Origin of the sequence: Lactobacillus hominis DSM 23910 = CRBIP 24.179, assembly GCF_000296835.1 — a bacterium.
Classification (GTDB): Bacteria; Bacillota; Bacilli; order Lactobacillales; family Lactobacillaceae; genus Lactobacillus; species Lactobacillus hominis.
Genome location: NZ_CAKE01000002.1, coordinates 71,297 through 96,498, shown reverse-complemented (window position 1 = coordinate 96,498; position 25,202 = coordinate 71,297). Strand labels below are relative to the sequence as shown.

The 25,202-nt window shown below is 35.0% G+C and carries 27 protein-coding genes; 19 read left to right on the top strand and 8 right to left on the bottom strand.

All coding sequences use genetic code 11. The features are described from left to right. Positions 1-86: 86 nt before the first annotated feature. From BN55_RS01595 to BN55_RS01585, 3 genes are read left to right on the top strand one after another with little or no spacing between them, the layout of a single operon-like run. The gene (locus tag BN55_RS01595) at positions 87-1,055 is read left to right on the top strand and encodes an ABC transporter substrate-binding protein (protein WP_008469856.1); all 969 of its coding nucleotides are present in this window, start codon (positions 87-89) and stop codon (positions 1,053-1,055) included. After that, entirely contained in the window at positions 1,055-1,798 is a 744-nt protein-coding gene (locus tag BN55_RS01590) for an ABC transporter ATP-binding protein (RefSeq protein ID WP_008469855.1), read from the top strand. Before BN55_RS01595 ends, BN55_RS01590 begins: the two co-directional genes overlap by 1 nt. Then, a complete protein-coding gene (locus BN55_RS01585; protein ID WP_008469854.1) occupies positions 1,783-2,538 on the top strand; it encodes an ABC transporter permease in 756 nt (251 codons plus the stop codon). Before BN55_RS01590 ends, BN55_RS01585 begins: the two co-directional genes overlap by 16 nt. 48 nt (positions 2,539-2,586) lie before the next feature. Here BN55_RS01585 and BN55_RS01580 read toward each other — a convergent pair whose 3' ends face one another. Continuing rightward, positions 2,587-3,543, bottom strand: a complete 957-nt coding sequence (locus BN55_RS01580; RefSeq protein ID WP_008469853.1) for a UbiA family prenyltransferase — start codon at positions 3,541-3,543, stop codon at positions 2,587-2,589. A 97-nt stretch (positions 3,544-3,640) separates the two neighbouring features. After that, positions 3,641-4,990: an aminopeptidase C gene (pepC, locus tag BN55_RS01575; RefSeq protein WP_008469852.1), complete on the bottom strand. Its 1,350-nt coding sequence runs from the start codon at positions 4,988-4,990 to the stop codon at positions 3,641-3,643. A gap of 176 nt (positions 4,991-5,166) precedes the next feature. On the opposite strand from pepC, the gene BN55_RS01570 reads away from it, so the two are divergent. From BN55_RS01570 to BN55_RS01525, 10 genes are all read left to right on the top strand, one after another. Beyond that, the gene (locus BN55_RS01570) at positions 5,167-5,718 is read left to right on the top strand and encodes a dCTP deaminase/dUTPase family protein (RefSeq protein WP_008469851.1); all 552 of its coding nucleotides are present in this window, start codon (positions 5,167-5,169) and stop codon (positions 5,716-5,718) included. Further along, a complete protein-coding gene (gene radA, locus BN55_RS01565; RefSeq protein ID WP_008469849.1) occupies positions 5,718-7,097 on the top strand; it encodes a DNA repair protein RadA in 1,380 nt (459 codons plus the stop codon). Before BN55_RS01570 ends, radA begins: the two co-directional genes overlap by 1 nt. 73 nt (positions 7,098-7,170) lie before the next feature. Beyond that, positions 7,171-8,670: a glutamate--tRNA ligase gene (gene gltX, locus BN55_RS01560; RefSeq protein ID WP_008469847.1), complete on the top strand. Its 1,500-nt coding sequence runs from the start codon at positions 7,171-7,173 to the stop codon at positions 8,668-8,670. Positions 8,671-8,761: 91 nt separating this feature from the next. Beyond that, a complete protein-coding gene (gene cysS, locus BN55_RS01555; protein ID WP_008469846.1) occupies positions 8,762-10,174 on the top strand; it encodes a cysteine--tRNA ligase in 1,413 nt (470 codons plus the stop codon). After that, on the top strand, positions 10,167-10,610 hold the full coding sequence (locus BN55_RS01550; protein ID WP_008469845.1) for a Mini-ribonuclease 3: 444 nt from the start codon (positions 10,167-10,169) through the stop codon (positions 10,608-10,610). Before cysS ends, BN55_RS01550 begins: the two co-directional genes overlap by 8 nt. Continuing rightward, positions 10,597-11,352: a 23S rRNA (guanosine(2251)-2'-O)-methyltransferase RlmB gene (gene rlmB, locus BN55_RS01545; RefSeq protein WP_008469844.1), complete on the top strand. Its 756-nt coding sequence runs from the start codon at positions 10,597-10,599 to the stop codon at positions 11,350-11,352. Before BN55_RS01550 ends, rlmB begins: the two co-directional genes overlap by 14 nt. 14 nt (positions 11,353-11,366) lie before the next feature. Then, positions 11,367-12,029 carry a DUF4097 family beta strand repeat-containing protein gene (locus tag BN55_RS01540; RefSeq protein ID WP_008469843.1) on the top strand — a complete coding sequence of 221 codons (663 nt, stop codon included), beginning with the start codon at positions 11,367-11,369 and terminating at the stop codon, positions 12,027-12,029. A gap of 163 nt (positions 12,030-12,192) precedes the next feature. Then, the gene (locus BN55_RS01535) at positions 12,193-12,756 is read left to right on the top strand and encodes a sigma-70 RNA polymerase sigma factor region 4 domain-containing protein (RefSeq protein ID WP_008469841.1); all 564 of its coding nucleotides are present in this window, start codon (positions 12,193-12,195) and stop codon (positions 12,754-12,756) included. Positions 12,757-12,830: 74 nt separating this feature from the next. Next, positions 12,831-13,046 (top strand): P8 family protein, encoded by a 216-nt coding sequence (locus tag BN55_RS01530; RefSeq protein ID WP_008469840.1) that lies wholly within the window; start codon positions 12,831-12,833, stop codon positions 13,044-13,046. A gap of 118 nt (positions 13,047-13,164) precedes the next feature. Further along, on the top strand, positions 13,165-14,673 hold the full coding sequence (locus BN55_RS01525) for a gluconokinase (protein WP_008469839.1): 1,509 nt from the start codon (positions 13,165-13,167) through the stop codon (positions 14,671-14,673). Positions 14,674-14,698: 25 nt separating this feature from the next. Here the strand turns inward: BN55_RS01525 and BN55_RS01520 are convergent, their stop codons facing one another. The 6 genes from BN55_RS01520 to BN55_RS01495 all read right to left on the bottom strand — a co-directional run bounded on the left by BN55_RS01520 (position 14,699) and on the right by BN55_RS01495 (position 21,269). Beyond that, the gene (locus BN55_RS01520; RefSeq protein ID WP_008469838.1) at positions 14,699-15,841 is read right to left on the bottom strand and encodes a glycerate kinase; all 1,143 of its coding nucleotides are present in this window, start codon (positions 15,839-15,841) and stop codon (positions 14,699-14,701) included. Positions 15,842-15,920: 79 nt separating this feature from the next. After that, positions 15,921-17,141, bottom strand: coding sequence for an MFS transporter (locus BN55_RS01515; RefSeq protein WP_008469837.1), 1,221 nt, complete (start codon positions 17,139-17,141; stop codon positions 15,921-15,923). A 149-nt stretch (positions 17,142-17,290) separates the two neighbouring features. Continuing rightward, complete coding sequence (locus BN55_RS01510; RefSeq protein ID WP_008469836.1) at positions 17,291-18,286, bottom strand: polyprenyl synthetase family protein; 996 nt, start codon at positions 18,284-18,286, stop codon at positions 17,291-17,293. A gap of 16 nt (positions 18,287-18,302) precedes the next feature. Further along, the gene (locus BN55_RS01505; RefSeq protein ID WP_008469834.1) at positions 18,303-18,839 is read right to left on the bottom strand and encodes a Gx transporter family protein; all 537 of its coding nucleotides are present in this window, start codon (positions 18,837-18,839) and stop codon (positions 18,303-18,305) included. After that, positions 18,836-19,288, bottom strand: a complete 453-nt coding sequence (locus BN55_RS01500) for a NusG domain II-containing protein (protein WP_008469832.1) — start codon at positions 19,286-19,288, stop codon at positions 18,836-18,838. Before BN55_RS01500 ends, BN55_RS01505 begins: the two co-directional genes overlap by 4 nt. 88 nt (positions 19,289-19,376) lie before the next feature. Next, entirely contained in the window at positions 19,377-21,269 is a 1,893-nt protein-coding gene (locus BN55_RS01495) for an NAD(P)/FAD-dependent oxidoreductase (protein WP_008469830.1), read from the bottom strand. Positions 21,270-21,548: 279 nt separating this feature from the next. On the opposite strand from BN55_RS01495, the gene pplA reads away from it, so the two are divergent. The 6 genes from pplA (at position 21,549) to rplK (ending at position 25,179) form a co-directional block, all read left to right on the top strand. Then, positions 21,549-22,475 carry an extracellular electron transfer flavoprotein PplA gene (gene pplA / locus BN55_RS01490; RefSeq protein ID WP_008469828.1) on the top strand — a complete coding sequence of 309 codons (927 nt, stop codon included), beginning with the start codon at positions 21,549-21,551 and terminating at the stop codon, positions 22,473-22,475. 60 nt (positions 22,476-22,535) lie between these two features. Continuing rightward, positions 22,536-23,609 carry an FAD:protein FMN transferase gene (locus BN55_RS01485; RefSeq protein ID WP_008469827.1) on the top strand — a complete coding sequence of 358 codons (1,074 nt, stop codon included), beginning with the start codon at positions 22,536-22,538 and terminating at the stop codon, positions 23,607-23,609. A gap of 62 nt (positions 23,610-23,671) precedes the next feature. Further along, positions 23,672-23,821, top strand: coding sequence for a 50S ribosomal protein L33 (rpmG, locus tag BN55_RS09685; protein ID WP_081497828.1), 150 nt, complete (start codon positions 23,672-23,674; stop codon positions 23,819-23,821). 4 nt (positions 23,822-23,825) lie between these two features. Further along, the gene (secE, locus tag BN55_RS01480; RefSeq protein ID WP_008469826.1) at positions 23,826-23,996 is read left to right on the top strand and encodes a preprotein translocase subunit SecE; all 171 of its coding nucleotides are present in this window, start codon (positions 23,826-23,828) and stop codon (positions 23,994-23,996) included. Positions 23,997-24,080: 84 nt separating this feature from the next. Further along, a complete protein-coding gene (nusG, locus tag BN55_RS01475) occupies positions 24,081-24,632 on the top strand; it encodes a transcription termination/antitermination protein NusG (protein ID WP_008469825.1) in 552 nt (183 codons plus the stop codon). Between the two features lie 121 nt (positions 24,633-24,753). Beyond that, positions 24,754-25,179 (top strand): 50S ribosomal protein L11, encoded by a 426-nt coding sequence (gene rplK, locus BN55_RS01470; protein WP_008469823.1) that lies wholly within the window; start codon positions 24,754-24,756, stop codon positions 25,177-25,179. The last annotated feature ends 23 nt before the right edge of the window (positions 25,180-25,202 follow it).

The window sequence follows — 25,202 nt, the reverse complement described above, 5'->3', positions numbered from 1 at the left end:
GTAAAGCTGTAGACTTTTTATCTTGTCGTCGTATAGAAAAAGTGTGATACTTAGAAAGTAGAAATGTTTACTAGGAGGAAGATAAAGTGAAATTAAAACGTATAGTTATATCGGCGTTGCTAACAATGGGGGTGGTAGCATTAGCTGCTGGATGTTCACCAAAAGAAAGTAAAAGTTCCAGCACTTCTTCAAGTGCGCAAAATTCTAAAACTACCAAAATTACCATTGCGACAATGGCAGCACCTGATAGCGCACCTTTATATGTAGCAGCAGATAAGGGATACTTTAAAAAAGAGGGTTTAGACGTTAAACTTAGTCTGTTTAAAGATCCTAATAAGCGCGACGCTGCTACTAGTGCGGGTCAAGCTGATGCAGCTGTAGTAGATTTTACGTCTTTTACTTCATATATGCGCTCTAAAAAGCCTGATTGGAAATTGATTACACAATTAACTGGTCGTTTTGGTGTAGCAATTCCTAAGAATTCTAATGTTAAATCAGTCAAAGATTTAAAGGGCAAAAAAGTAGCAAATATGTCCCGACAAGTAACATCGTATTATATGTACAAAACTTTAAAGCAAAATGGCGTAAATCCTAAAGATGTCGATCAAGTTAATGTGCCACAAATTCCACAACGTTTGGAAATGATTAAGAATAACCAAGCTGCAGCTGCAGTTTTACCACAAACTTTCTTAACAATAGCAAAAGTTCAAGGATGCAAGATTTTAACTCAAAGTGGTTCCGATTTCCAAGTGACTGCTCTTGCTGCTAAAGGTAAATTGCTATCTGACAAAGATGTAAGGAGTAAGTTTTTAAAGGCATATAATCGTGCAGTAAATGAATTAAATGATCATCCTGATGTTTTAACGCAAGTAATGGAAAAAGATTTATCTTTGCCTGCTCCAGTAGCAAAAGCTGCGCCAAAGCAATTTCCACGTTATAACAAGGCCAAGACACCAAGCGTTAAGACTATGAAACAAGTTTTGAAGTTTGCTAAAGAAGAAGGATTTTTCACTAAGAAAGTAAATCCAGCTGATTATATTGTGCCGGTTGACTAATGCTTACACTAAATAATTTATCTATTAAGCGTAATAACAAATTAATTTTAAAAAATATAAATTTAACGATTCCAAATGCTGCAACTACTGCAATTATTGGACCGTCTGGAATCGGGAAAACTACTCTTATTTCAGCGATTTGCCAATTAATTTCCTATAGTGGCGATATATTATGGGATGGGCATAAATTAAATTTGAAAAAACAAACCATTGCTTGGGTACCACAAGATTTTGGATTATTGCCCTGGTTTGATGTTCATAAAAATATTTCCCTGGGAATAAAAATTAGAAATAATGACAAATTGAATGCTAATCAAGCAGAATTAGTTGAACAAATAGAAAATAAGCTAGGTATTTCCGATATTAAGCATAAATTTCCGAATGAATTAAGTGGTGGTCAAAAGCAAAGAGTAGCTTTAGCGAAAGCTTTTTGCTTAAAGCCAGAAATTTTATTACTTGATGAGCCTTTTTCTGCTTTAGATACTGTTGTTAAGCAAACAGCAGAGAATCTGTTATTAGAGCAGTTAGCTACTTTTCAAATTACTACTTTAATGATTACGCATAGTTTGGAAGAAGCACTTATTTTTGGCGATCAATTATTTGTTTTGTCTAATAAAACAGGCCAGTTGAGAGAAAATCCTTTAAAATCGGTCAATCCTAAAGATCGACGAGATAATCCAGAATTTTCTAAAATTTTAGCTGATATTCAAAAGGAGGTAATTGATCTTTGGCGCGTCGAATAAGAAACTTAGTAATCGCAATAATTATTTTAAATATTATTTGGTATTTAGCAGCGATTGCTATTAGTAAAGATATCTTGCCAAATCCTTTTACTGTTTATGCGATAATTCCTTCTTTATTTAAAGAAAATATTAGCTTAGATATTTATGCTTCAGTTTATCGGGTATTTTGGGGATTGTTATCAGCTACGTTAGTTGGCGTAATCATCGGGATTATGATTGTGCGCTTGCCAAAATTTGGTAGGATTGCCAATCCAATGCTGTATTTTTTATATCCAATCCCGAAGATTTCTTTATTGCCTATTTTGATGCTTTTTCTTGGATTAGGAGAAAGCTCAAAAATAGGGATGCTGTTTTTAGCTAATGTTTTTCAAGTAATTGTTTCGGTAAGAGATCAAGTGAGACAAATTCCAGGTGATCTATACAGCAGCTTGCATGTTTTAAAAGCTAGCCATTGGCAAATTTTTAAATATGTTACTTGGCCAGCTTCGATTGCTGGAACATTGTCAGCGGTAAGAATTGAATTGTCAGCCTCGTTTGCAATTTTATTTATGACTGAAGTCTATGGCACACAGGTTGGATTGGGCTATTATATCATGGATGAATGGTCAAAAATGGAATATACAAAGATGTATGCTGGAATCGTAATTTTAAGCATTGTTGCTTTTATTTTATTTATTATTCTAGAATTATTAGATGCTCATTGTAATCGCTGGCGTAAGAAAGATGCTCCATTATTTTAAGACAAAAGCAGGAGATAGATGTGAAAATCTGTCTCCTGCTTTTTTGTTTTAGAAATGAATTAACGTGCCTAGAAAAATTGTAATTGCTTGAACGACAATAAAAATTTTATAGTTTTGCAAAGCCAATGGAAATGTTTCAGATTTGCTTGGATGGGCAATAAAAGCTTCAATATTTTTATGAATTTTTGGATAAGTAAGTAAAGTTAGTAATGATAAAATCGGTGACATTTTAAAAATTACTGCAATCACGATAAACAAAAACGGGATATACCCAAAGAAGCGATATAGCCAGTTAGCCTTGAATTTTCCAAAAACTACTGGTAAAGTAGCGCGTTCATTTTTTCTGTCGGCTTCAACATCGGATAAGTTATTAGCAAGCATCACATTTGAGTTGTAACAAATTGACGGAATACAAATTACAATTAAGGCTAAAACTGTGGTTAATGAGCCATTTAAGCTAAATGACCAATTTCCATTATGAAGTCTGAAGAAATCTAAGGTCATTATTTGCTTATAATTGTCGTTAATATAAGCAAATAAGAAGGGTACTCCCATTCCTTGTGCAATACCGCATATAAATTCACCAATTGGCATTCGTGAGATAGGAAATGGTCCAGAAGTATAAGATAAAACAATCAAAAATAATAAACCACCAGCAAAAAATAGTACCCAATTTGTTCTAAAACATAGCCATAAACCTAAAGCAGCAGAAATGACTAGTAGAACTGTAATGTAGGTAAAAGCCACAGGTAGTGAGGTATTTTCTTTCGCAATTACATTTTCAGCTTTGCTTTTTTGATCTTTTGCTAAAATATAATCCATGACATTATTAATTGCAGTTATCATGTTATCCATAATCATTTCACTAATAAAAAAGATTATAGAATTAAGTAAGTTCCAATGATTGAAATAAAAAAAGATAAATGCAGCACCCAATGCATAAGCATAAATGGATAGGGCAGATGTTTGAATTTCTACAAATTTAAAATACTTTTTTAAAGACATTTAACAATCCTCCAAGTAGTCATTATGAAAAGTATACACCAGAGCAAAAAAAATAAAGATAGCCGTTTTGACTACCTTTATTAATAAGTATTATAAATTAATCCTTAAAAGCCAGAGCTCCCATTGGATCCCATGGTAATAATTGAATAGGATTTTCTTTGCCTTCGTCAAATGCCTTCTTAAGATCTTCTGGTAAGTATTTCTTGTTGATAACAGCTTGGTAAACAAATGAATCAAACCAAGAATCACTCATTACAAAGTATCCCTTAAATCCTGGTTTGTCACCCCATGAGTTTTCAATCTTCCATTTAGTTGGTTTGCCGTCAACAATATCAACACCGGTAATAACCATAGCGTGATCCATCATGCTTTCGCCAGAATCAAGCATTTGGGCTTTAGTCATCTTAAAGTCGACATCAAATAATTGGTCTCTTCTGTAAAGATTGGTGTCTAATAATCCTGCACGACGTTCTGAATCTTTAACAACATTTGAACCAAACCAAACGACTTCACCATCTTTTAATTGCTTGATGATCAAATCTTTCATTTCGTCAACTTTTAAGTTAAGGTGACGAACTTGGCGACCACCAACAACATTACCTAAATATTCCACAGAAAACACCTTGTGGAAAGGTTTGTCGCTAGTTGGAGCATTGATTGTGGAAATGTGACTTTCTAAGTCCATGCCTACGTACTTATCAAAGAATTCTTTTGGAGTGATGTCTTGATCAATGTGATAGTTTTGATCGTCATCACGATATTCAAAGTTAAATTTCTTTGGTGGAACACCGAGTGAAGTAGCTAAGATGCGGAAAACATCGTTAAGCATTTCTTCTTTTCTTGCTTGAACTTCAGCTTCAGATTTACCTGCATTAACTAAATCACGTAATTCTAAACCATCTTTACGAAGCAAAGTGTTTAAAGTATCGTTTAGAGCACTTGAATTAGTTGCGTTGGCAGTTTCAGGATAAACGCTCTTAGGAACGATACCATATTTTTCAATAATGCCGCAAAGCATATCCCATTGACCACCATCTTGTTGTGGAGTGGTAAACAAGAATGAAACTTTGCGATCGCCTAAATCTTTATCAGCTGTTGCAATTACATTTTCAAAGAACCAGTTTGATTTTTCAAACTTATCCCAGAAGTTAGTATAATTTTGAGATAATTCAAAGTCCTTTAACTTGAACTTCTTTTGTAGAGGGTGACGCATAGTGTTGAGTGCACTAAACATCCAGCAGCGACCAGATTGTTTTTGATCAGCTGGTTTACCAGTTTCGATTTCGATAGAGAAGGTCGGATCTAAATCGATTTTAGTTTGTAAGTTTTGACTAGCCTTGTAAATTCCGTTTTCTTGAGCTGCATGACTGGCAACATTGAAAGCAGGATGGTTAGCTAAGTCATTTTCAAATTTTGAAATAGCATCGTTTGATATTTCTTTAGTCATTAAAATACCTCCTAAATTAAGATTACATTAAATATTCTATACTATAAAAAAAGTTAAGTCTATCTAGTAAAAAATAAAATAAAAATGATAATTTTTAGTGTAATGAAAATGGGGATATTTTTAAAACAAGCCAAATAAGGTAGAATTTAATGTAGTTAAGTTTTAAGGAGTAAAAAATGCGTGTACGTGGCTTTGAAGTAGTAAGTAAATACAAAGATCAAGGAATTAATCTTCCTAAAAGACAAACCGCCCAAAGTGCTGGTTATGATTTTGAAGCAGCACAAGATGTTGTCTTACCATCAATTTGGTGTTTAAATTTTGTGAGAATATTCCGCTTAATTAGAAATGGTCATGAATTAAATGAATTAGATCGAGAAAAAGCAGAAAAAATTCTAAAACCTATCTTAGTTCCAACTGGCATTAAAGCTTACATGCCTGAAGATGAAGTTTTAATTTTAGCTAATCGCTCATCAAATACTTTTAAAAGAAATATGGCTCTTCCTAATGGTATTGGCGTCATTGATAGCGATTATTATAACAACAGTGAAAATGAAGGCGAGATCTTTTTACAATTGATTAATTATGGCGTACGTCCCTTACATATCAAAAAGGGAGATCGTATTGGTCAAGGAATTTTTATCAAGTATTTAAAAGCAGATAACGATGATCCAGTTCCGCGTCAAAGATTAGGTGGATTTGGTTCATCTGGATTGAAAAGAGAGAAATAATGACAAAAGTAAAAACGCGCTACAAGTGTAAAAACTGTGGCTACATCTCTGCTTCTTATTTAGGTAGATGTCCTAATTGCGGTGCTTGGAATCAATTTGAACAAGAAACTCAAGAAGTAAAAAAAGTTTCTACCAAGGCAACTGCTTCACGTTTAATGACTGCAACTGGCAACAATGAGCCTGTTAAGTTAGGAACAGTTAAAGCAAAAAAAGAGCAACGTGTAGTTACCCCATATGAAGAATTAAATCGAGTCTTAGGTGGCGGGATTGTACCAGGTTCTTTAGTTTTAATCGGTGGAGATCCAGGAATTGGTAAATCTACTTTAATGCTTCAAATAAGCAGTAATTTAGCTCAAGGGCATAAAGTTTTGTATGTTTCTGGGGAAGAGTCGGCTAATCAAATAAAAATGCGGGCAGACCGTTTAGGATTAGGGCAAAGCAATATTTTGCTTTATCCAGAAACTAATATGGATAATATCCGTGAACAAATTAATGATTTAAAGCCGGAATTTTTAGTTATTGATTCAATTCAAACAATGAATGAGCCATCGCTTGACTCAATGGTAGGTTCTGCTTCACAGGTTAGGGAAGTTACAAGTGAATTAATGAAAATTGCTAAAAACGATCAAATTACTGTTTTTGTAATTGGGCATGTTACCAAAGAAGGTGCTATTGCGGGTCCCAAAATTTTAGAGCATATGGTAGATACTGTGCTTTACTTTGAAGGCGATGGGCATCATTCTTATCGAATTTTGCGATCTGTAAAAAATCGATTTGGTGCTGCAAATGAAATTGGCATGTTTGAAATGCAAAATGAAGGATTAAGCGAAGTGACTAATCCTTCAGCAATTTTTTTAGATGAAAGATTACCTAATTCAACGGGATCTGCAATTGTTGTTTCTTTAGAAGGAACTAGACCATTAATGGCTGATATTCAGGCACTGGTTACGCCAACGGCCTTTGGCTATGCTAAAAGAACAACTTCAGGATTAGATTATAATCGTGTTGCCTTGTTATTAGCTGTTTTAGAAAAAAGAGGCAATTTGATGCTTCAAAATCAAGATGCATTTTTGACGGCAACTGGTGGAATTAAGCTAAATGAACCAGCCATTGATCTTGCAATCGCAATGGCCGTGGCATCCAGTTATAAAAATCAAGAAATTCCTGCAACAGATTGTTTTGTTGGAGAAATTGGCTTAACAGGAGAAGTGCGACGTGTAAATCGCATTGAGGCAAGAATTAAGGAAGCTCAAAAAGTAGGCTTTAAACGTATTTTTATACCTAAGCATAATTTAACTTCAAAAATTAAAAACAATTCTGAGATTGAAGTAATTGGAGTAGCGAGTTTACCTCAAACTTTAAAGCTTGTCTTTGGATAGATTGAACTTTTTGTGCTTAAAAGTTAAACTTAAATAGGTAAAATTTAAAATTTTTGAAAGAGGCGCTTTGATTTTGGCTAAAGAAAAAATTCGTGTACGTTATGCACCAAGTCCAACAGGTCACTTGCACATTGGTAACGCAAGAACTGCATTATTTAACTACTTGTTTGCTCGTCACAATAAAGGAACAATGGTTCTTCGTATTGAGGATACTGACCAAAAACGTAACGTTGAAGGTGGTTCAAAATCTCAAATGGAAAACCTTCACTGGCTTGGCATTGACTGGGATGAAGGCCCGGATAAAGGCGGAGACTATGGTCCTTATAGACAATCTGAAAGAAAAGATATCTACAACAAATACATCAAGCAATTAATTGATGAAGGTAAGGCATATTATTCTTACACTACTGAAGAAGAACTTGAAGCTCAGCGTGAAGAACAACGTGCAATGGGAATTGCTCCACACTATACTTATGAATATGAAGGCATGACTGCTGATGAAATTAAACAAGCTCAAGAAGCCGCAGAAGCAAAGGGCTTGAAGCCGGTTGTTAGAATTCATATTCCTGAAAATAGAACTTACGCTTGGGATGATATTGTAAAGGGTAAAGTTTCATTTGAATCTGATACTATCGGTGGCGATTTTGTTATTCAAAAACGCGACGGTATGCCAACTTACAACTTTGCAGTAGTTATTGACGATCATTTGATGAAGATTACTCACGTACTTCGTGGAGATGACCACGTAGCTAACACTCCCAAGCAATTAGTTGTTTACGAAGCATTAGGCTGGGAGCCACCTAAGTTTGGTCACATGACTTTGATTATTAATTCAGAAACTGGTAAGAAATTATCTAAACGTGATGAATCAGTTTTGCAATTTATCGAACAATATCGTGATCTTGGCTACTTGCCAGAAGCAATGTTCAACTTTATTACTTTACTTGGTTGGTCACCTGTTGGTGAAAGCGAAATTTTCTCTCAAAGAGAATTGATAAAAGCATTTGATCCAAAACGGTTGTCAAAATCACCAGCTGCTTTTGACCAGAAGAAACTTGAATGGATCAACAACCAATATATGAAGAAAGCTGATCGTGATACTTTACTTGATTTATCATTGAATAACTTGCAAGAAACAGGAGTTGTTGGAAAAGATATCTCTCCTGAAAAGATGGAATGGATTCGTCAATTAGTTAACATTTACGCAGTCCAAATGTCTTACACTAAGCAAATTGTTGATGATACTAAGATTTTCTTTAATGAGGCTTCTGATTTATCAGACGAAGAAATTGAAGAAATCAAAAAAGATGATGGTCGTAAAGTAATTGAAGAATTCAAAAAGCAATTAGATGAAATCCCTCGCTTTACTGCTGTTCAAGTAATGAACGCAATTCAGGCTACCCGTCGTGAAACTGGCGTTAAGGGTAGAAAACTCTTTATGCCAATTAGAATAGCTGGTACTCGTTCAATGGTTGGACCTGGTATTGGTGAAGCTATGGAATTAATGGGTAAAGAAAAAGTTAAGAAGCACTTAGATTTAACTTTAAAGCAATTAAGTGACTTGGGCTTATAATTTATCAACTAAAGTTAAAAGCTACGCGAAAGCGTGGCTTTTTTTGTTAGAATATAACTTGTGATAAGTTCCAGAAAGAAGAGGGATAAAATTGAAAGTCTTTAATACCCTTACTAGACAAAAAGAAGAATTCAAGCCTTTAGTTGAAGGACGAATCAGCATGTATGTCTGTGGACCAACTGTGTATAACTATATCCACATCGGCAATGCACGTAGCGTAATTGCTTTTGACACAATTCGCAGATATTTTGAATATCGTGGCTATCAAGTTAAGTACGTTTCTAACTTTACTGATGTCGACGATAAGATGATTAATGAAGCAAGAAAAGAAGGAATTACTGTCCCGAAACTTGCTGAGCGTTTTATTGACGCATATCTGCAAGACACTGAGGCTTTAAATATCGAGCAGGCTACTTTGCATCCAAGAGCTACTCATGAAATAGACGATATCATTTCTTTTATTCAGACATTAATTGATAAGGGCTATGCTTATGAGGTAGACGGGGATGTTTATTATCGCGCTAAAAAGTTTTCCGATTATGGAAAATTGAGCGATCAAAACATTGAAGAGCTTGAAGAAGGCGCTTCTGAACATGTGGATGAAAGTCAACAAGACCAAAAAGAAGATCCAATTGATTTTGCACTGTGGAAAAGTCAAAAGCAAGCTGATGAAATTGCATGGGATTCGCCTTGGGGTAAGGGACGTCCAGGTTGGCATATTGAATGTTCAGTTATGAGTACTAAATATTTAGGCGATACAATCGATATTCATGGCGGTGGACAAGATCTGGAATTTCCACACCATGAAAATGAAATTGCTCAAAGTGAGGCTAAGACAGGCAAAAAGTTTGTCAATTATTGGCTTCACAATGGTTTTGTAACTGTTGGCAAAAAGCAAGAAAAGATGTCTAAATCGTTGCACAACTTTGTGACGGTACATGATATTTTGCAAAAAGTTGATCCACAAGTTTTGCGCTTTTACATGTCAAGCGTGCAATATAGACGTCCGATTAACTACTCTGAAGATGGCTTAAGACAAGCACAAGTTGTTTTAGAACGCTATAAAAACGTTTTGCGCAATACCGATGCTCGCTTAAAAGATCAAACTGAATCAAGTAGTGATCGCATACTTGAAGAAGATTTAAAACAGGCAAAAGAAGAATTCATTGCAGCAATGGATGATGATTTTAATGTTCAAAATGCGTTAAGCGTAATGTATGACTTAGTAACTAAAGTAAATTCTCATTTGCCAAAAGACCAAGTTGATAAAAAGACATTAGAAGAATTTACTATTTTACTTAAACAATGGCTCTTAATCTTTGGCGTTGCTTTTGAAGATAAAGCAAGCGATGATGATCAAAAGATCGCAGAAATGGTTTCCCAACGTGATCAAGCTAGAAAAGATAAAGATTGGGCAACTAGTGATAAATTGCGTGATGAATTAAAAGCATTGGGGATAGTTTTAGAAGATACCCCTCAAGGAACGAGGTGGCATCGTGCTTAAGCCTAAGGTTTTAAAAGAAGAAAAAAGAAATCCATATACCATGAGCGCCTTAACCTTAGCCTATCTTGGCGATGGAGTTTACGAAGTTTATATTAGACGCCACCTAGTCAAAGGAGGTATAGTAAAGCCGCAAATGCTCCAGCGGTATGCAACGCACTATGTTTCAGCTAAAGCGCAAGCTTGGTTAATTACTAAGATGGAACAAGAAGATATGCTGAGTGAAGATGAGCTAGATGTATTTCATAGAGGGCGCAATGCTAAAAGTCATACGCATGCTAAAAATACATCTTTAACGACATATCGTTTATCAACGGGATTTGAAGCTTTAATTGGCTATCTAGATTTATTAGGTGAGCATGAGCGTGTTGACCAGATTTGTCAGTGGTGCATTGAACAAGTAGAACACGGAGGCGCGAGCGAAGATGAGTTCAATTAATGAAGATTTTGTTTTCGGTAGACATGCCGGAATAGATTATTTAAAAACTCAAGATGCTGAAAAAATTAATAAGATTTTTCTGCAAAAAGGAGTTCAAGAAGACTTTGCTAATCAGGTTTATCAATTAGCTCGTAAAAAGCATTTAGTTATTCAAAATGCTCCTAAAAACAAACTTGATCAGTTAACTAATTCAGCTAACCACCAAGGATTAGTATTGTCTATTGCTTCATTTGAATATGTTGATTTAGACCAGCTAGTTGATAAGTTTGACCAAGAAGGAAAAGAACCGTTTTTATTGATGCTAGATTCGATTGAAGATCCACACAATTTGGGATCAATTCTAAGAACTTGCGATGCGACTGGCGTTGATGCAGTGATCATTCCTAAAAGAAGAGCAAGTGGCTTAACAAGCGTAGTAGCTAAAACATCTACTGGAGCAATCGATCATGTGCCAGTAGCTCGTGTAAATAACTTAGTGCAAACTACTAAGTGGTTAAAAGAACGTGGTTACTGGTTCTTTGGTACTGCAATGAGTGGCACTGATTATCGTTTGTGGGATGCAAAAGGAAAGACAGTTTTAGTAATTGGTAACGAAGGAAAAGGTATTTCCCCGCTGCTTCTTAAACAGATGGATCAGACTTTGACTATTCCGATGATTGGGCATGTGCAATCACTTAATGCTAGCGTAGCAACTGGCGTGATGCTTTATCAGATGTTTAATAGTCGTCACCCATTAAATTAAAAGAAGGCTTCTGTATGAAAAAAATCACAAAATTATTTTTAGTATTTATCTTAGCTATTGCAGGTATAGGTGCTTTAAGTGCTTGCAGCAAGCAAGATTCTAAGTCTTATGATCCAGGAAAAACTGTTAAAAAGACTTTGACTACAAAGACTTTTTCAAGAATAAAAGCTAATTTAGAAATTAGTGATGTAACAATCAGGTCCGGTAAAAGTTTCAAAGTTCTTTATCATGGTGGTAGTAAATTAAAGCCAGAGGTAAAAATTAATAATGGTACGTTGATAATTGATCAAAAGAAAAAAATGCCATCTACTATTTCAACTTCAGCTACTAAATTAACGATTATCATTCCAGCTGGTAAATTAAATAATTTATCTGTTGAAAACGATGCAGGCGATATAAGCATTATAAAAGCAAATGTTGTACGTAAAGCTAAACTAGAAGCAGACAGTGGCGATATTAATATCACTAACAGTAAAATTGCCCGTGCAGATATAGAAACCGATAGCGGCGATATTAACATTAGCCATACCCCATTTGATGGTTATGATTTAGAAGCCGATAGTGGTGACATTGATTTCTTTGATAAAAATGTTGAAAACGGAAGCTTTAAAAAGAATGCTCATGCCCAGCACTTGTTAAAAGCAGAAAGCGATTCTGGCGATATTACAATTCAATAAATATTTCCCAGGAAATATTTTCAAGAGATGCAAAAAATATAATTTGTATCTCTTTTTTTATACAAAATCTTAATACTGAATTCTTTAAACGTTTGTTTGCTTAAGAGTAATCTATTGCTTCACCTATCCTGTAAAAAACATTTACTAGGAAGTGGAGTATTTTATGAAATATTTTTCTGATTATGAATTAATTGAAAAAGTTAAAGCTAAAGACAATGATGCTTTATTTGAATTAACTATGCGCTATCAGCCTGTAGTCAATAATGTGCGTTCGCAGATTTATATTCGTCATTTTGATATTGATGATTGGATGCAGGAAGCCTTAATTATTTGCTATGAAACGTGCTGCTTGTTTGATCTGAAAAAGAGTAAAGATTTTGGAGCATTTTTTAAAGCTAATTTTGTAAATCATGCCAAAAACTTATTGCGTTATGAATTAGCTAAACAGCGCGAACCTTATTCAAGGGCAGTTTCATATGAGGTGATCAAAGAAAGTGGTGCGATTAATGAAAGCTCGATAGAATTAAGCGAATATCCGGTAAATGCGAGATATCAATATTTTTTATCTAAATTGAGTATCACAGAACTATATGCCTTTTTAGTATTATTGGGAAAACTTGATATTGAACTCGCTGCGCAAAAAGCTGCCTGCGGCATTGAACAATTAATCACAGCTAAAGGTAGGATAAAGAGAAAGATGCTGGAAGTATTTAATTTTGATAAATAGTATAAATTTTGTGTTACTAGCACCAAAAGGGTTATAATTAATCTTGTAGAATTTATTTAGGAGGTAATTCTAAGATGGCAGAGATTATTAAAACAGAATTGTTAGATCGTCACATGAAGGAAGTTTTTGACTGGAGTGATTCAGATATGCCAGTTAGAGATGCCCTTTGGGACTACTTCATGGAGAAAAATGGTAGAGATACCATGAAGACGGAGCAAGATATGCTTCCATTTTTGAAAGACTCAGACGACAAGATCGAAGCCTTCGTAAACGAAAATCTTAAGAAATAACAATTCCTAATTATTCTACGCACAGTGGTCACGCGTATGTTTGACCACCAAAGAACAACCATTGTGGTTGTTCTTTTTTTTAGAGAATTTCAAAATTAATAATGATAGTGAGTAAAAAATGGACTATATTTTAGGCATCGATATTGGAACTACAGCAACTAAGGGAATTTTATATGATGAAAATGCGCAAGTAGAAGGTCAAGCTAGCAAGTCATATCCCTTAATCCAAGATCAAAATGGAAAAGCGGTTGAAGACCCTGAGGTTATTTTTTCTGCCGTGCAAGACGTGATTTTTAAGCTAAGTCAAAATGGCAGTAAAAATATTAAAGCTATATCTTGGTCAGCTCAAATGCACAGTTTGATTGGACTTGATAAAAATAAACAGTTGCTGACTAATAGTATCACTTGGGCTGATAATCGCAGTCAAAAGGTTGTTCAAGAAGCTAAAAATAGCAATTTGGCTGATCAAGTTTACAGTCAAACAGGGATGCCGCCACATGCAATGGCACCAATATATAAATTAATGTGGCTTAAAAATGAACATCCACAATTGTTTGAACAGGCTAATTATTGGATAGGTATCAAGGAGTATGTTGTTTATCGTCTGACCAATAAATTGATGACAGATACAACAATGGCTGCTGGGACAGGGCTATTTAATTTAAAAACACAGCAATGGGATTCAGACATGCTTGAAAAAGCAGAAATTAAAAAAAAGCAACTACCTGAAGTTGCTGCTCCGACAATGATTGTTGGCAATGTTTTGCCTTATTATGCTCAAAAATTAGGTTTGCAAACTGATACCAAGGTAATTTTAGGCGCAAGCGATGGCTATTCATCTACAATTGGTGTTAATGTGCTTAATAATGAAAATTTTGCAATCAATGTCGGGACTTCTGCTGCAATTAGGGTAATTGCACCATATCTAATTAAAGATGCTTATAAGCGCGTTTTTTGCTATCCTGTGGATCATACTCATTATCTAGTAGGTGGTCCCATTAACAATGGTGGAATTGTTTTACAATGGGCAAAAAATGCATTGCTTGGATCAGATGCAACTTTTGAAGATTATCTTACATTAGCTGCTGTCGCAAGTGTCGGTAGTAAAGGACTTTTATTTTATCCATATTTAGGCGGAGAGAGGGCACCGATCTGGAATTCAGAGGCTAGTGGTTCTTTCGTGGGGCTTACTCGCCAACATCAAAAAGCTGAATTAGCCAGGGCTGTTATCGAAGGACTAATTTTAAACATGAAAATGGCTGCTGAAGGATTGCTAGATAATGTTGGTAAACCAAGATGTTTAAAACTTACTGGCGGTTTTACTAAAAGTAATTTTATTTGCCAGTTAATTGCTGATATTTTTAATTTGCCCACAGTTAAGGTAAAGCAAAAACAAAGTGGCGCTTTTGCAGCTATGTTTTTAGCGCGTCAAGCGCTAGGAAAAAGCGAAACTTTAAATGATATCAAAGATTTTGCTGGAGATGAGAAAATTTATTTTCCAAATGAAATAAATGCGCTTAAATATCAAAAAATTTTTACCTTGTATAAACAAATTGAACATGATTTAGAGAAGAATTATCATGCATTAGCTAGATTAAAAAATGAATTAAGCGATAGCATACAATAAAAGCCGGGCAAAATGCTCGGCCTTTTCATCTAATACTTTTTATTAAGCGGGCGATATTTTCTGAGACGATTGCTATATCATCAAAGCTATCCTTCATTGCTTGTCGTAATTCTTTAGCGCCAGTTTCAGTAGTAAAGATGGCATCGATTTTATCTTTTCCATATAGTTCGTCAATTTTGGTTCCCATGTTGCCGGTTAGACAAATAACGCTGCAATTAGGAGTGATTCTTTTACTTAGCTTAGCTACACCAAAAGGGGTTTTGCCAAATTGGGTTTGATAATCGCTTGCGCCTTCACCGGTAAAAACGAAGTCAGCATCTTGGACTTTTTTAGCAAAGTTAGTATATTTTAAAACAGTTTCTACGCCTGATTGAATCTTAGCATTAGCAAAAACCATTAATCCATATCCTAAGCCGCCAGCAGCACCTGCGCCGGCTTTAAAAGCATAGTCTTTGTGCAATTGTTTTTTAACTAAATCAGAAAAGTAGGTTAGATTTTTATCTAATAATTCAACCATTTCATTGCTTGCGCCTTTTTGCGGACCAAATACATAAGAAGCACCATTTGCGCCAATTAGTGAATTAGAAACGTCACAAGCCAAAATAATAGCGGTTTTAGCAAGACGATCATCTAAATTGCTCAGATCAATTTTCTGGATTAAATTTAAATTGCCACCACAAGCTTTTACTTCGTCTCCATTTTTATCTAGAAAATGTGCGCCTAAAGCTTGAGTCATTCCACTCCCGGCATCATTTGTAGCACTTCCACCAAGACCTATAATAATTTTATTTACGCCGTGATCTAAGGCTTTTTTGATAAGCTGTCCTGTACCAAAAGTGGAAGTTTTTAAAGGATTAGCAGTTTGAGAATTTACAAATTGTAGGCCGCTGGCTTGAGCCATTTCAATGATGGCTGTTTTTTTGTCGCCTAAAAGTCCCCATTTTGCTTGCGCTAAATGATTCAATGGGTCTAAAATTTTTTCAGTAAAATAAGTACCATTACTAGCTTGAACTAGTGCATCCATTGTTCCTTCGCCACCATCAGCCATGGGAATACTGGTATAACTTGCTTCAGGAAAAATCTTTTTAAGTCCAGTTTTAATAGCGGTGCTTACTTCATTGCTCGAAAGAGAGCCCTTAAATGAATCTGGTGCAATTACAATTTTCATTTTTTTGCCTCCACAATATAGTTATTTTTAGTGTAACTCAAAAAGCTCACAATAAAATGTGAGCTTTTAAAAGTGATAATTAAGATTTAGCGTTTTGTTTTTTTAAAGTTAAAACTAAAGCAACAAAACTTGCGATATAGGCAATTGCATTAATTGTCCAACCTAAATTATATGAGCCAGTTTGATCAAAGAATAATCCAACAAGGTATACTGAAGCTGACATTGCAAAGGCGCCAAGCATGTTAATTACAGAAAGAATATTACTATAATCTTTTGCACCAAATTCTTGTCGAATAAGATATGGTAATGCAACTAAGCAGACGCCTTGACCTAAACCTAATACAAAGGCTGATGCCACTAATTGTGCTGAATTATGCAATAAGATTTGTCCGCCCCAGCCTAATAAGCCGAATAATGAATAGAAAAATAATACAACTCTAGCGTTAAATCTATCTAAGAAAAATCCGATCGAAATCTTACCAGCAGCAGCTCCTAGCATAACTCCTGAAACCACAGTTGCTCCAGTAGTTAATGGCAAGCCAATGTTTACTATGTGACCAGAAATATGTTGTACAGTACCTGAAACAAATTGCAAAGCAAGCATTGCAAAAGCTAAAGCATAAAAGACTGGTTTATGGAGAGCTTGCTTTAAGGTGAAACCAGAATTTTCAATCTTTTCTTCTTTTTTGACTTGCTTTTCACCATAAGCTAGGTGTTTTTCATTTGGTTTAGCTTGCAAAAAGAAGGCGGTTGGAACTAAGATCAATAAAATTAATAAAGCTTCACAAACAAAACCGTTGCGCCAGCCAGCTTTAGTGATTACGCCACCAATAATTGGATTAAAGACAGTACCACCAAATGCAGAAACACCAAGTGCAATACCCATTACGGTACCTAATTTTTCATTGAACCAGTTTCCAAGTAATACTGGAATAGATAAAGTAATAGCAATTGGTTGACAAATTCCTATAATTGTCCAAGCAATATAGAAATGAACTAAGCTATGGGCTTGAGTTAAAGAGAGCATACTCAAACCGATAATTGCAAAACAGCCTGTTAAAAGCCAACGCAAGTTAAACTTTGCCATAACTTTACCGGCAAACAAAAGAGTAATTGCTGCAGCGGCATTTTGAAAGGTAGTCATGAGTGCAACGTTGGCGCGACTAGCATTGAAACTTTTGCTGATAGGTTCAAAGAATAAGCCAATGGTATTTACGATTAAGCCAAATCCTACCAAAGAGATCAAACAACTGGCGATAAAAACCCACCAAGCAAAATAACTTTGCTTTTTATTTTCCAAAACATTTTCCTACTTTCCTAAATTTAGATATTACAGTAATCAATTATATATAAAGAAAGGCAAAAGAAAGTTTAAGAATTACCAAAGAGAATTTAGAAAAAGTTAAGAAATAAAAAAATCAAGATCATTTGATCTTGATTGAAATTAATTTAATATTTTCTGCCTAAAAGCTTTTTAGTTAATTTTTCAATTTGAGCTCGTGTTTCATTATCAGGCCAGTTCTTTCTTAAACTGTTCAGAGCCTTTTGAGTATATTCATCAGCTAACTTTTGGGCTCTTTCAACGCCGCCGTAATTGTTAACTAGCTTGTCAATTTCAAGAAGCTGTTCTTGGCTGAGGTCTTTGCCAAATTTTAAAAGCTCGTGCAGACGGCCATCTTTATCTTTTTGCAAGGCAAAAATTAATGGACCAGAGTAAACGCCATCTTTAACATCTAATAAAACCGGTTTTTTAAATGCTTCTGCACTACTGGTGTAATCTAAAATATCATCTTTTAATTGAAAAGCTTGACCTAAATATTCGCCAAATTTACGAGCTTTAACAGCTTGAGTGGCTTTAATTCCTGATTCATAAGCTCCAATAAAGCAAGATAAGCCAAACAAGACACCGGTTTTACCTTTAATTTGGTTTAAATATTGCTTTTCAGAGATCTGATCATTGTAGGCATTGTTATATTGCTCAGTTTCGCCGATTAAAATATCTTGCATGGTTTCGCCATCTACTTTAACCGTGCCAAGACTTTTAGTATTATCGCTAAGTAAAGTTAGTGAAATAGCAAATAAATAATCGCCAGCATACACAGCAATGTGTTTACCGTATTTAGCTTGGATTGACTTTTTGCCATGACGTGTATCTGATTCATCGATAATATCGTCGTGAATTAAAGTGGCATTATGCAGAGTTTCAATTGAAGTTGCAATATTTAATAATTCTTGGTGGTTTTCTTTTGCTTTTGGTCCAAATTGACCAAACAGCATTACAAAACCAGGACGCAGCATCTTGCCAGGAACATCGAAGGTATCCCATAATGCATCGCCTAATGTGCCACGCATGTTTTTTACATGACTAAGAATTATTTTGTTAACAGTCATAACATCTTTTTGGATTTCCGGAAATTCATCCCAAAAAGCAAATTTATTTTTCATTCTTTTACCTTTCCGGCTAATGAAGTTTTGAATTGATGAAATTGAAATTTTGAACATGGTTTAATAAAAATTTTGAACATATACCAATTAAGGTACCACTTAAGATACCCATAATTGTGAGGACGGGTAAATATAAAATTAAAGAAGGTGCTTGTGCCAGCCAAATAGCGATTAAAAGTTGCCCTAAATTGTGAAAAGCACCACCGACAATCGAAATGCCAATGATTGACATAAACTTAGGATAGCATTTTTTTACTATTAGCATGGCAATAAAACTTAAAGTAGATCCAGCTAAAGAATACAAAAATAAACTAGCACCGCCACTGATTAGTGCCGTTAAAACTAGACGTAAATAAAGCAGTAAAACACAGTCTGAAATGGGCAAAGTAAATAGGGATATCACAGTAATTAAATTTGCTAGTCCTAATTTTGCTCCTGGTGCAAAAGGAAAAATTGGAGGAAAAGCTTGTTCAATAATTCCTAAAATTATTCCCTGACTGCACAAAATAGCTATATAAATGTATTCTCTTAAATGATTGTTTGATTGATTCATGGATTTACCAAAGTATTATTGAAGTCTTTTTTATCTGTTTTATTTGGCTGATGTGGATTGCTGGACTTTATTTCGATTAAGAATTTGTGCGGCAAACAGACGATTGTTTGTCCGGGCTTGCTTTTCCAGCCTTGCTTAACACAAACTTGGTCTTTGCAATTGGCATCTTTAACACGAATTTTGTTGTTATTAACTTCGACTATATTTTTTTCATTATGATGATTATAAGTCCAAGTAAAGTGCTTATGCTCACCAAGCTTGATTACTTTAACTTGTTGATTATTTACTCGAATTCGTGCATATGTGTAATTTTCATTAGCTTTATGCGTTTGTTTTTGTAGAAAAAAATAAGTAGGGATAAAGCTTAGAATGATTAAAATAAAAATCATCAAAAAGTCACCAACTTTAAAAAGATGATTTTTTGTTTTTTTTGTTTTTTTGATTTTCATTTTGACCATCTCACATTTAAAAAAGACCTTATAGTTGATTTTACACTATAAGGCCTTTTTGTTTAAAAGTCTTTTTTATTTATTTGACCTATTTTTTATCAGAATTAGTATTGCCATAGTATATCGGACGCATTACGCCGTATCTTGCTTTGCCTAATGTTTTTTCAAGCCATGGGACAAACCACATGTCTAAACCAAATGAACGACCTGAGCCATTCATTACAGCAATTGCAGCAAATACCATCCATACATTTACCCAATAATTCATACCTGATAAACAGAAGATTGCTACAAAGACAGCACTTAAACCACCAGCTAAGAAGGTACAAAATCCTAAAACTAAGCATAAACCTAAAATGATTTCAGTAACTGTCATTGCTTTTTGAGCAGCTAAAGCAACATCTTTATTTGGAATAAATACTTTAGTAATATTTTGCATCCAAAGTGGCATTTGATCAAAGACAGGCATTGGTGAATGACCATAATCATAGTTTAGTGAAAACATAGCTGGCGCACTTTGAGCAGCTTTATTGCTTGCAGCGCTAGTTGCACTTGCCTTGCTTGAAGCCCCACTAGTTGCTTGCACAAGCCATGGAAAGTGCAATTGCAATTTATTAGTAAACCATGAACCAGAACCTTGAACTTTGTACCAGCAGTCAACTAACCACATCATTCCTAAGAAAATTCTCAAAGGAACTGTCCATAAAACGTTGCCGTAGCGGTTAAGATTTCTACGCCATAAAGTTGGACGCTTAATTCTGAACCATTCGTTCATGATGTAGTGGAAGAGATAGTAGCCTGAATAAATTTCAATGAAGTAAATCATATCTACTAAATCTTTCATTAAGATTGCGAAAAAGCCACTTAAATGAAATGTATTAAGTAGATAAGCTACACCCCAAGCAGGTCCCACAGAAACCATGAAACCTTGATAATTTCCTTTAAATTTAACCGGATCTTGGTTGTTTAATTGAGCCAAGATATTCTTCCATGCTGTTTTACCAGCTGATTCGGCTCCTTGAACCACTTGTGGCTGACCGCGACCAGTTCCGTCTTCATCGTAAAGTGCGACGTCACCAATGACGTAGATATGAGGATCGTCAGGAATTTGAGAATATTCGTTAACGATAATTCTGCCGCCTCGACCTTGCTTAAAGCCGAGTTTATCAGCTTGACTTGAAGCTTTAACTCCGGCAGTCCAAATTAAAGTATGAGTTGGATATTTAGAACCATCTTTTAAGTCGATGTAATCTTCATGAACTCCAACAACACCAGTATTAGTTTTGATGACGATGCCGTGTTTGGTCATATATTTGACGGCTTTAGCAGCATCTGAGCTGTCAAGCATGTGCATGACAGTTGGTGCCATTTCCATCATAGTGATCTTAATATCATCTGGATCTAGATGATATTTTTCAGCTAATTCTGGACGCCATGAATTTAATTCGCCGGCCATTTCGGTGCCAGTGAAACCAGTACCAACAACGACAAAGTTTAAGTAAGCTTGACGCATTTCGGGATCACGTTCGCGAGCACCTAAACGTACCATATCATCGATATGATCTCTTAACTTAATTGCATCCTCGATGTTGCCTAAAACAAAGCCATGTTCCTTAACACCAGGCGTACCAAAGTCGTTTGGCTCAGCTCCAATACCTAATACAAGATAATCATATGGATAAGAACCGTGCTTTGCCATGACGCATTTATTTTCACGATCGATTTGGAAAACTTCGTCAGTCACGACATTAACGTTTTTTCTACGAGAAAATAAACGTTGCAAATCATATTCAATAGCTTCTGGTTTTACACGAGCAGCTGCTACTTCGTGCAATGAAGTTTCCATTGTCATAAATGGATTCTTATCAATCAAAGTAATAGTAACGTCGTGGTTTTTCTTCAACTTTTTAGCTAAACGTTTAGTGGTATACATGCCACCAAAACCAGCCCCAACAACAACAATATTTTTGTGGGTCACCATTAACACCCCCTCAGTTTCTAAATAAAGCTAAGAAAAAAATCTTAGCGAAATTTTACGCACTCATTATACTAAAGCTATATGAGAATGTCTATGTCTTCACAATATTATGAGCCAATATATAAAGTGAAAAGAAACTCAATAATATCAAATATTAAAAAACAAAAACTATATTTGATTATCTATCTTGCAAGCGATTAACAAGTGATCTAGAATTAAGAAGTGTGAAAAGATACACAATTGTGGGAGTATTTTTGTATAGATAGGATGGTTGAATAAATTATGAAATTGAGAAAAATTATTTATAGTGCTGGTGCATTAGGTTTATCAATGTTGATGCTTTCAGCATGTTCTACAACTGCTAAGGATTCTTCAAGTTCCAGTTCTTCAAGTGCTAAGTCAAGTCAAACTGTAAAAAAGACGCAAAAGCCTGGTAAAAAGATCGCTGGTGCATCTTTAAAAGATGGTACTTATAAATTAGTTGAAGATAGTTATGACCATGGTTACAAAGTTGAAATGGAAATGACTGTTAAAAACGGTAAGATCAAGAATACTAAGTATGATCAAGTAAATAAAGATGGTAAGTCTAAAGCTAAAGATTCTAGCTACGAAAAGCAAATGAAGAAGTATGCAAAGATTGGTCCAAAAGAATATATTTCTCAAATTAATCAAGAATGGGCATCTAATGCTAGTGCTGATAATCCAGGAAACTTATCGGCAATTTCTGGTGCAACCAATTCTTCATACACTGCAAGCAACTATGCTGGTCAATTGACTCAAGCTGCACAAGCAGGCGATACCAAAACAATTCATATTGCTAACAAAGCCAAGTATCATGATGGTACTTATAAGCTAGAAGAAAAGAACTACAGCCATGGCTATCGTCAAGTTTATACTTTAGTAATTAAGGACCATAAGATTGATAAATTAACTTATGACCAAGTTGATAAGAATGGTAAATCTAAGACCAAAGATGCTAAATACGAAAAGCAAATGAAGAAATATGCTAAAGTTGGTCCAAAAGAATACATTCCAAAATTAATGGAAGAATTTGCTAAGAGTAACGGCAACATGGAAAAGGTTCAAGTTGTCAGTGGTGCTACTGAATCTTCAAATCAATTCATCGCTTACGTAGGTCAATTGCTTAATGCTGCACAAGAAGGAAATGCACGTTTCATTCATGTTGACAATATCGTTTACAAAGACTAAGTTTAGAGCATGATATTTTAAAAAGGGCGTAGAGCCCTTTTTTATTTGTGATGGAGTCTTATGAAAAGTAAAGTTTTAAAATTATTGGTTTGTTTAACTAGCTTATTGTCTTTAGCTGTTTTTGTGCAAGCTTGCCAAGCAAAAAGGCCAGCTCATCCTAAAACTGCATTAACTACTAAGCCTACTGAAGATACGCAATTTTTAATGGGCACAGTTTGTACAATTCGAATTTACAATAAAAATAAAGATGCTGCATTAGAAGATGGTTTTGACACAATCAAGAAATTAGCCAAAGAAATTACTGTTAATCAAAAGGGCAGCGAAATTGATGAAATTAATGCTCAAGCTGGTATAAAGCCGGTAAAAGTTTCACCTGAAATTTTTGAATTATGCAAAAAGGCGTACTATTTTAGTAAGAATTCAGATGATTCATTTGATATGGCAATTGGACCAATTACTAATTTATGGCGTATTGGTTTTCCTGATGCTCATAAACCAACCGATGCGCAAATTAAGCAGCGCTTGCCTTTAGTAAATTATAAAAACGTTGTTTTAAACGAAAAAAAGCAAACTGTTTATTTAAAGCAAAAGCACATGGCGCTAGATTTAGGTGGGATTGCCAAAGGTTTTATTTGCGATCAAGTAAAAAAGACCTTGCAAAAAGATGGTGTAACCTCTGCAATTATTGATTTAGGCGGAAACATTTATGTTTTAGGAGTTTCGCCAACAAATCATGGCGACTGGAATGTTGGCATTCAAGATCCTGATGCAAGTCGCGGAACGGCCATTGGTAGTTTGCCAGCCAAGAATCAAACAATTGTTACTAGTGGTATTTATGAGCGCTATTTAAAAGTTGGCAATACTATCTATAGTCATTTAATGGATCCTAAAACTGGCTATCCTTTCCAAAATAATTTATTGGGTGTATCGATTGTTACGAAATATTCAACTAATGGGGATGCATTATCGACTGCAACTTTTGATAAGGGATTGAAAGATGGATTAGCTTATATTGAAAAAAAGCCAGATACCGAAGCCATTTTTATTACTAAGGACAAAAAAGTTTATATCACTAGTGGCTTAGAAGGAAGATTTAAATTATTTAAAGATTCTGGCTATAAAATGGCAAACTAGCTTAAAGTAATTGCTATGAAGCAATTTTTCTGCTAAGATAATTGCAGTTTAGGAGTGGTTTTATGGCAGTCAAAAAAGCAGCTCTTGCTTGTACAGTTTGCGGTTCACGCAATTATTCAATTAGCGCAAGCAAAAATAGAACGCAAAGATTAGAATTAAAGAAGTTTTGTAAACACTGTGGTAAACAAACTTTACACAGAGAAACGAGGTAAGTAGATGATTAAGTTCTTTAAAAGCGTAAATGAAACTATGGCTAAAGTTTCTTGGCCAAGTTGGAAGCAAAATAGACGTGATACTGGTGTAGTTATTACATCTTCTATTTTATTTGCTGCATACTTAGGTTTATTAGATTTACTATTTTCTTACTTAGTACAACTCTTCTTATAATCGAAATTTTGTGATATACTTAGAGCAGTTAGAAAAGGCCTCCAATGGAGGTTTTTTGTTTGCAAAAAATTTAAGGAGACAATGATGGTCGAAACTAGTAAAAAACAATGGTATGTATTGCATACTTATTCAGGTTACGAAGATAAAGTTAAAAAAGACTTACTTTCTCGTGCACAATCTTTAGGAATGCAAGATTATATTTTCCGCGTAATTGTTCCAGAAGAAGAAAAAACCGAAACTGTTCGTGGTAAAAAGCAGGAAGTTGAAGAAAAGGTATTTCCTGGATACGTTTTAGTAGAAATGGTAATGACTGATGAAAGTTGGTTCGTTGTTAGAAATACGCCTAACGTAACCGGATTTGTCGGCAGCCACGGTGGTGGGTCTAAACCTTCGCCATTATACGATGAAGAAATTGAACGTATCTTAAAACAACAAGGTCAACCAGCAAAGCATTCTGATGCAAATTATGAAGTTGGCCAAACTGTAACTATTACAGAAGGGCCATTTAAAGGGATGTCTGGTAAAATTACTGATATTCAACCTGATAAATATAAATTGTCTGTTTCAATCGATATGTTTGGTCGTGAAACTAATACTGAACTTGATTACGACCAAGTTAAAGAATACGAAGCTTAAATTAAATATTGTCAAAAGTTAACTTTGATGTTAATATATCAGAGTATCTTTATTATTGTGGGAGGAGAAGAAGGAAAATTCTCCATTATAACCGCATCACGGAATCAAGGAGGTATTGACCGTGGCAAAAAAAGTTATTAACGTAGTTAAACTGCAAATTCCTGCTGGTGCAGCAACTCCTGCACCTCCAGTTGGTCCTGCTTTGGGTCAAGCTGGAATCAACATTGTTGGTTTCACTAAGGACTTCAATGCACGTACTGCTGATCAAAAGGGCATGATTATCCCTGTTGTTATTACTGTATATGAAGATCGTTCATTCGAATTCATTACTAAGACTCCACCTGCAGCAGTTCTTTTAAAGAAAGCTGCTAAGGTTGACAAGGGTTCAGGTGAACCTAACACCAAGAAGGTTGCTAAGGTAACCAAGGCTCAAGTTAAGGAAATTGCCGAAACCAAGATGAAAGATCTAAACGCTGCAGACGTTGAAGCTGCTATGCGCATGATTGAAGGTACTGCTAGAAGCATGGGCTTCGAAGTCGAAGACTAATTTCTAGGAACGTCGGATCGTTA

Bases quoted from the DNA above. Each gene is read 5' to 3' on its own strand.
- BN55_RS01590 (WP_008469855.1), top strand. From the start codon at position 1,055: ATGCTTACACTAAATAATTTATCTATTAAGCGTAATAACAAATTAATT.
- BN55_RS01580 (WP_008469853.1), bottom strand. From the start codon at position 3,543: ATGTCTTTAAAAAAGTATTTTAAATTTGTAGAAATTCAAACATCTGCC.
- pepC (WP_008469852.1), bottom strand. From the start codon at position 4,990: ATGACTAAAGAAATATCAAACGATGCTATTTCAAAATTTGAAAATGAC.
- BN55_RS01570 (WP_008469851.1), top strand. From the start codon at position 5,167: ATGCGTGTACGTGGCTTTGAAGTAGTAAGTAAATACAAAGATCAAGGA.
- radA (WP_008469849.1), top strand. From the start codon at position 5,718: ATGACAAAAGTAAAAACGCGCTACAAGTGTAAAAACTGTGGCTACATC.
- rlmB (WP_008469844.1), top strand. From the start codon at position 10,597: ATGAGTTCAATTAATGAAGATTTTGTTTTCGGTAGACATGCCGGAATA.
- BN55_RS01540 (WP_008469843.1), top strand. From the start codon at position 11,367: ATGAAAAAAATCACAAAATTATTTTTAGTATTTATCTTAGCTATTGCA.
- BN55_RS01535 (WP_008469841.1), top strand. From the start codon at position 12,193: ATGAAATATTTTTCTGATTATGAATTAATTGAAAAAGTTAAAGCTAAA.
- BN55_RS01530 (WP_008469840.1), top strand. From the start codon at position 12,831: ATGGCAGAGATTATTAAAACAGAATTGTTAGATCGTCACATGAAGGAA.
- BN55_RS01525 (WP_008469839.1), top strand. From the start codon at position 13,165: ATGGACTATATTTTAGGCATCGATATTGGAACTACAGCAACTAAGGGA.
- BN55_RS01520 (WP_008469838.1), bottom strand. From the start codon at position 15,841: ATGAAAATTGTAATTGCACCAGATTCATTTAAGGGCTCTCTTTCGAGC.
- BN55_RS01510 (WP_008469836.1), bottom strand. From the start codon at position 18,286: ATGAAAAATAAATTTGCTTTTTGGGATGAATTTCCGGAAATCCAAAAA.
- BN55_RS01505 (WP_008469834.1), bottom strand. From the start codon at position 18,839: ATGAATCAATCAAACAATCATTTAAGAGAATACATTTATATAGCTATT.
- BN55_RS01500 (WP_008469832.1), bottom strand. From the start codon at position 19,288: ATGAAAATCAAAAAAACAAAAAAAACAAAAAATCATCTTTTTAAAGTT.
- BN55_RS01495 (WP_008469830.1), bottom strand. From the start codon at position 21,269: ATGGTGACCCACAAAAATATTGTTGTTGTTGGGGCTGGTTTTGGTGGC.
- pplA (WP_008469828.1), top strand. From the start codon at position 21,549: ATGAAATTGAGAAAAATTATTTATAGTGCTGGTGCATTAGGTTTATCA.
- BN55_RS01485 (WP_008469827.1), top strand. From the start codon at position 22,536: ATGAAAAGTAAAGTTTTAAAATTATTGGTTTGTTTAACTAGCTTATTG.
- rpmG (WP_081497828.1), top strand. From the start codon at position 23,672: ATGGCAGTCAAAAAAGCAGCTCTTGCTTGTACAGTTTGCGGTTCACGC.
- secE (WP_008469826.1), top strand. From the start codon at position 23,826: ATGATTAAGTTCTTTAAAAGCGTAAATGAAACTATGGCTAAAGTTTCT.
- nusG (WP_008469825.1), top strand. From the start codon at position 24,081: ATGGTCGAAACTAGTAAAAAACAATGGTATGTATTGCATACTTATTCA.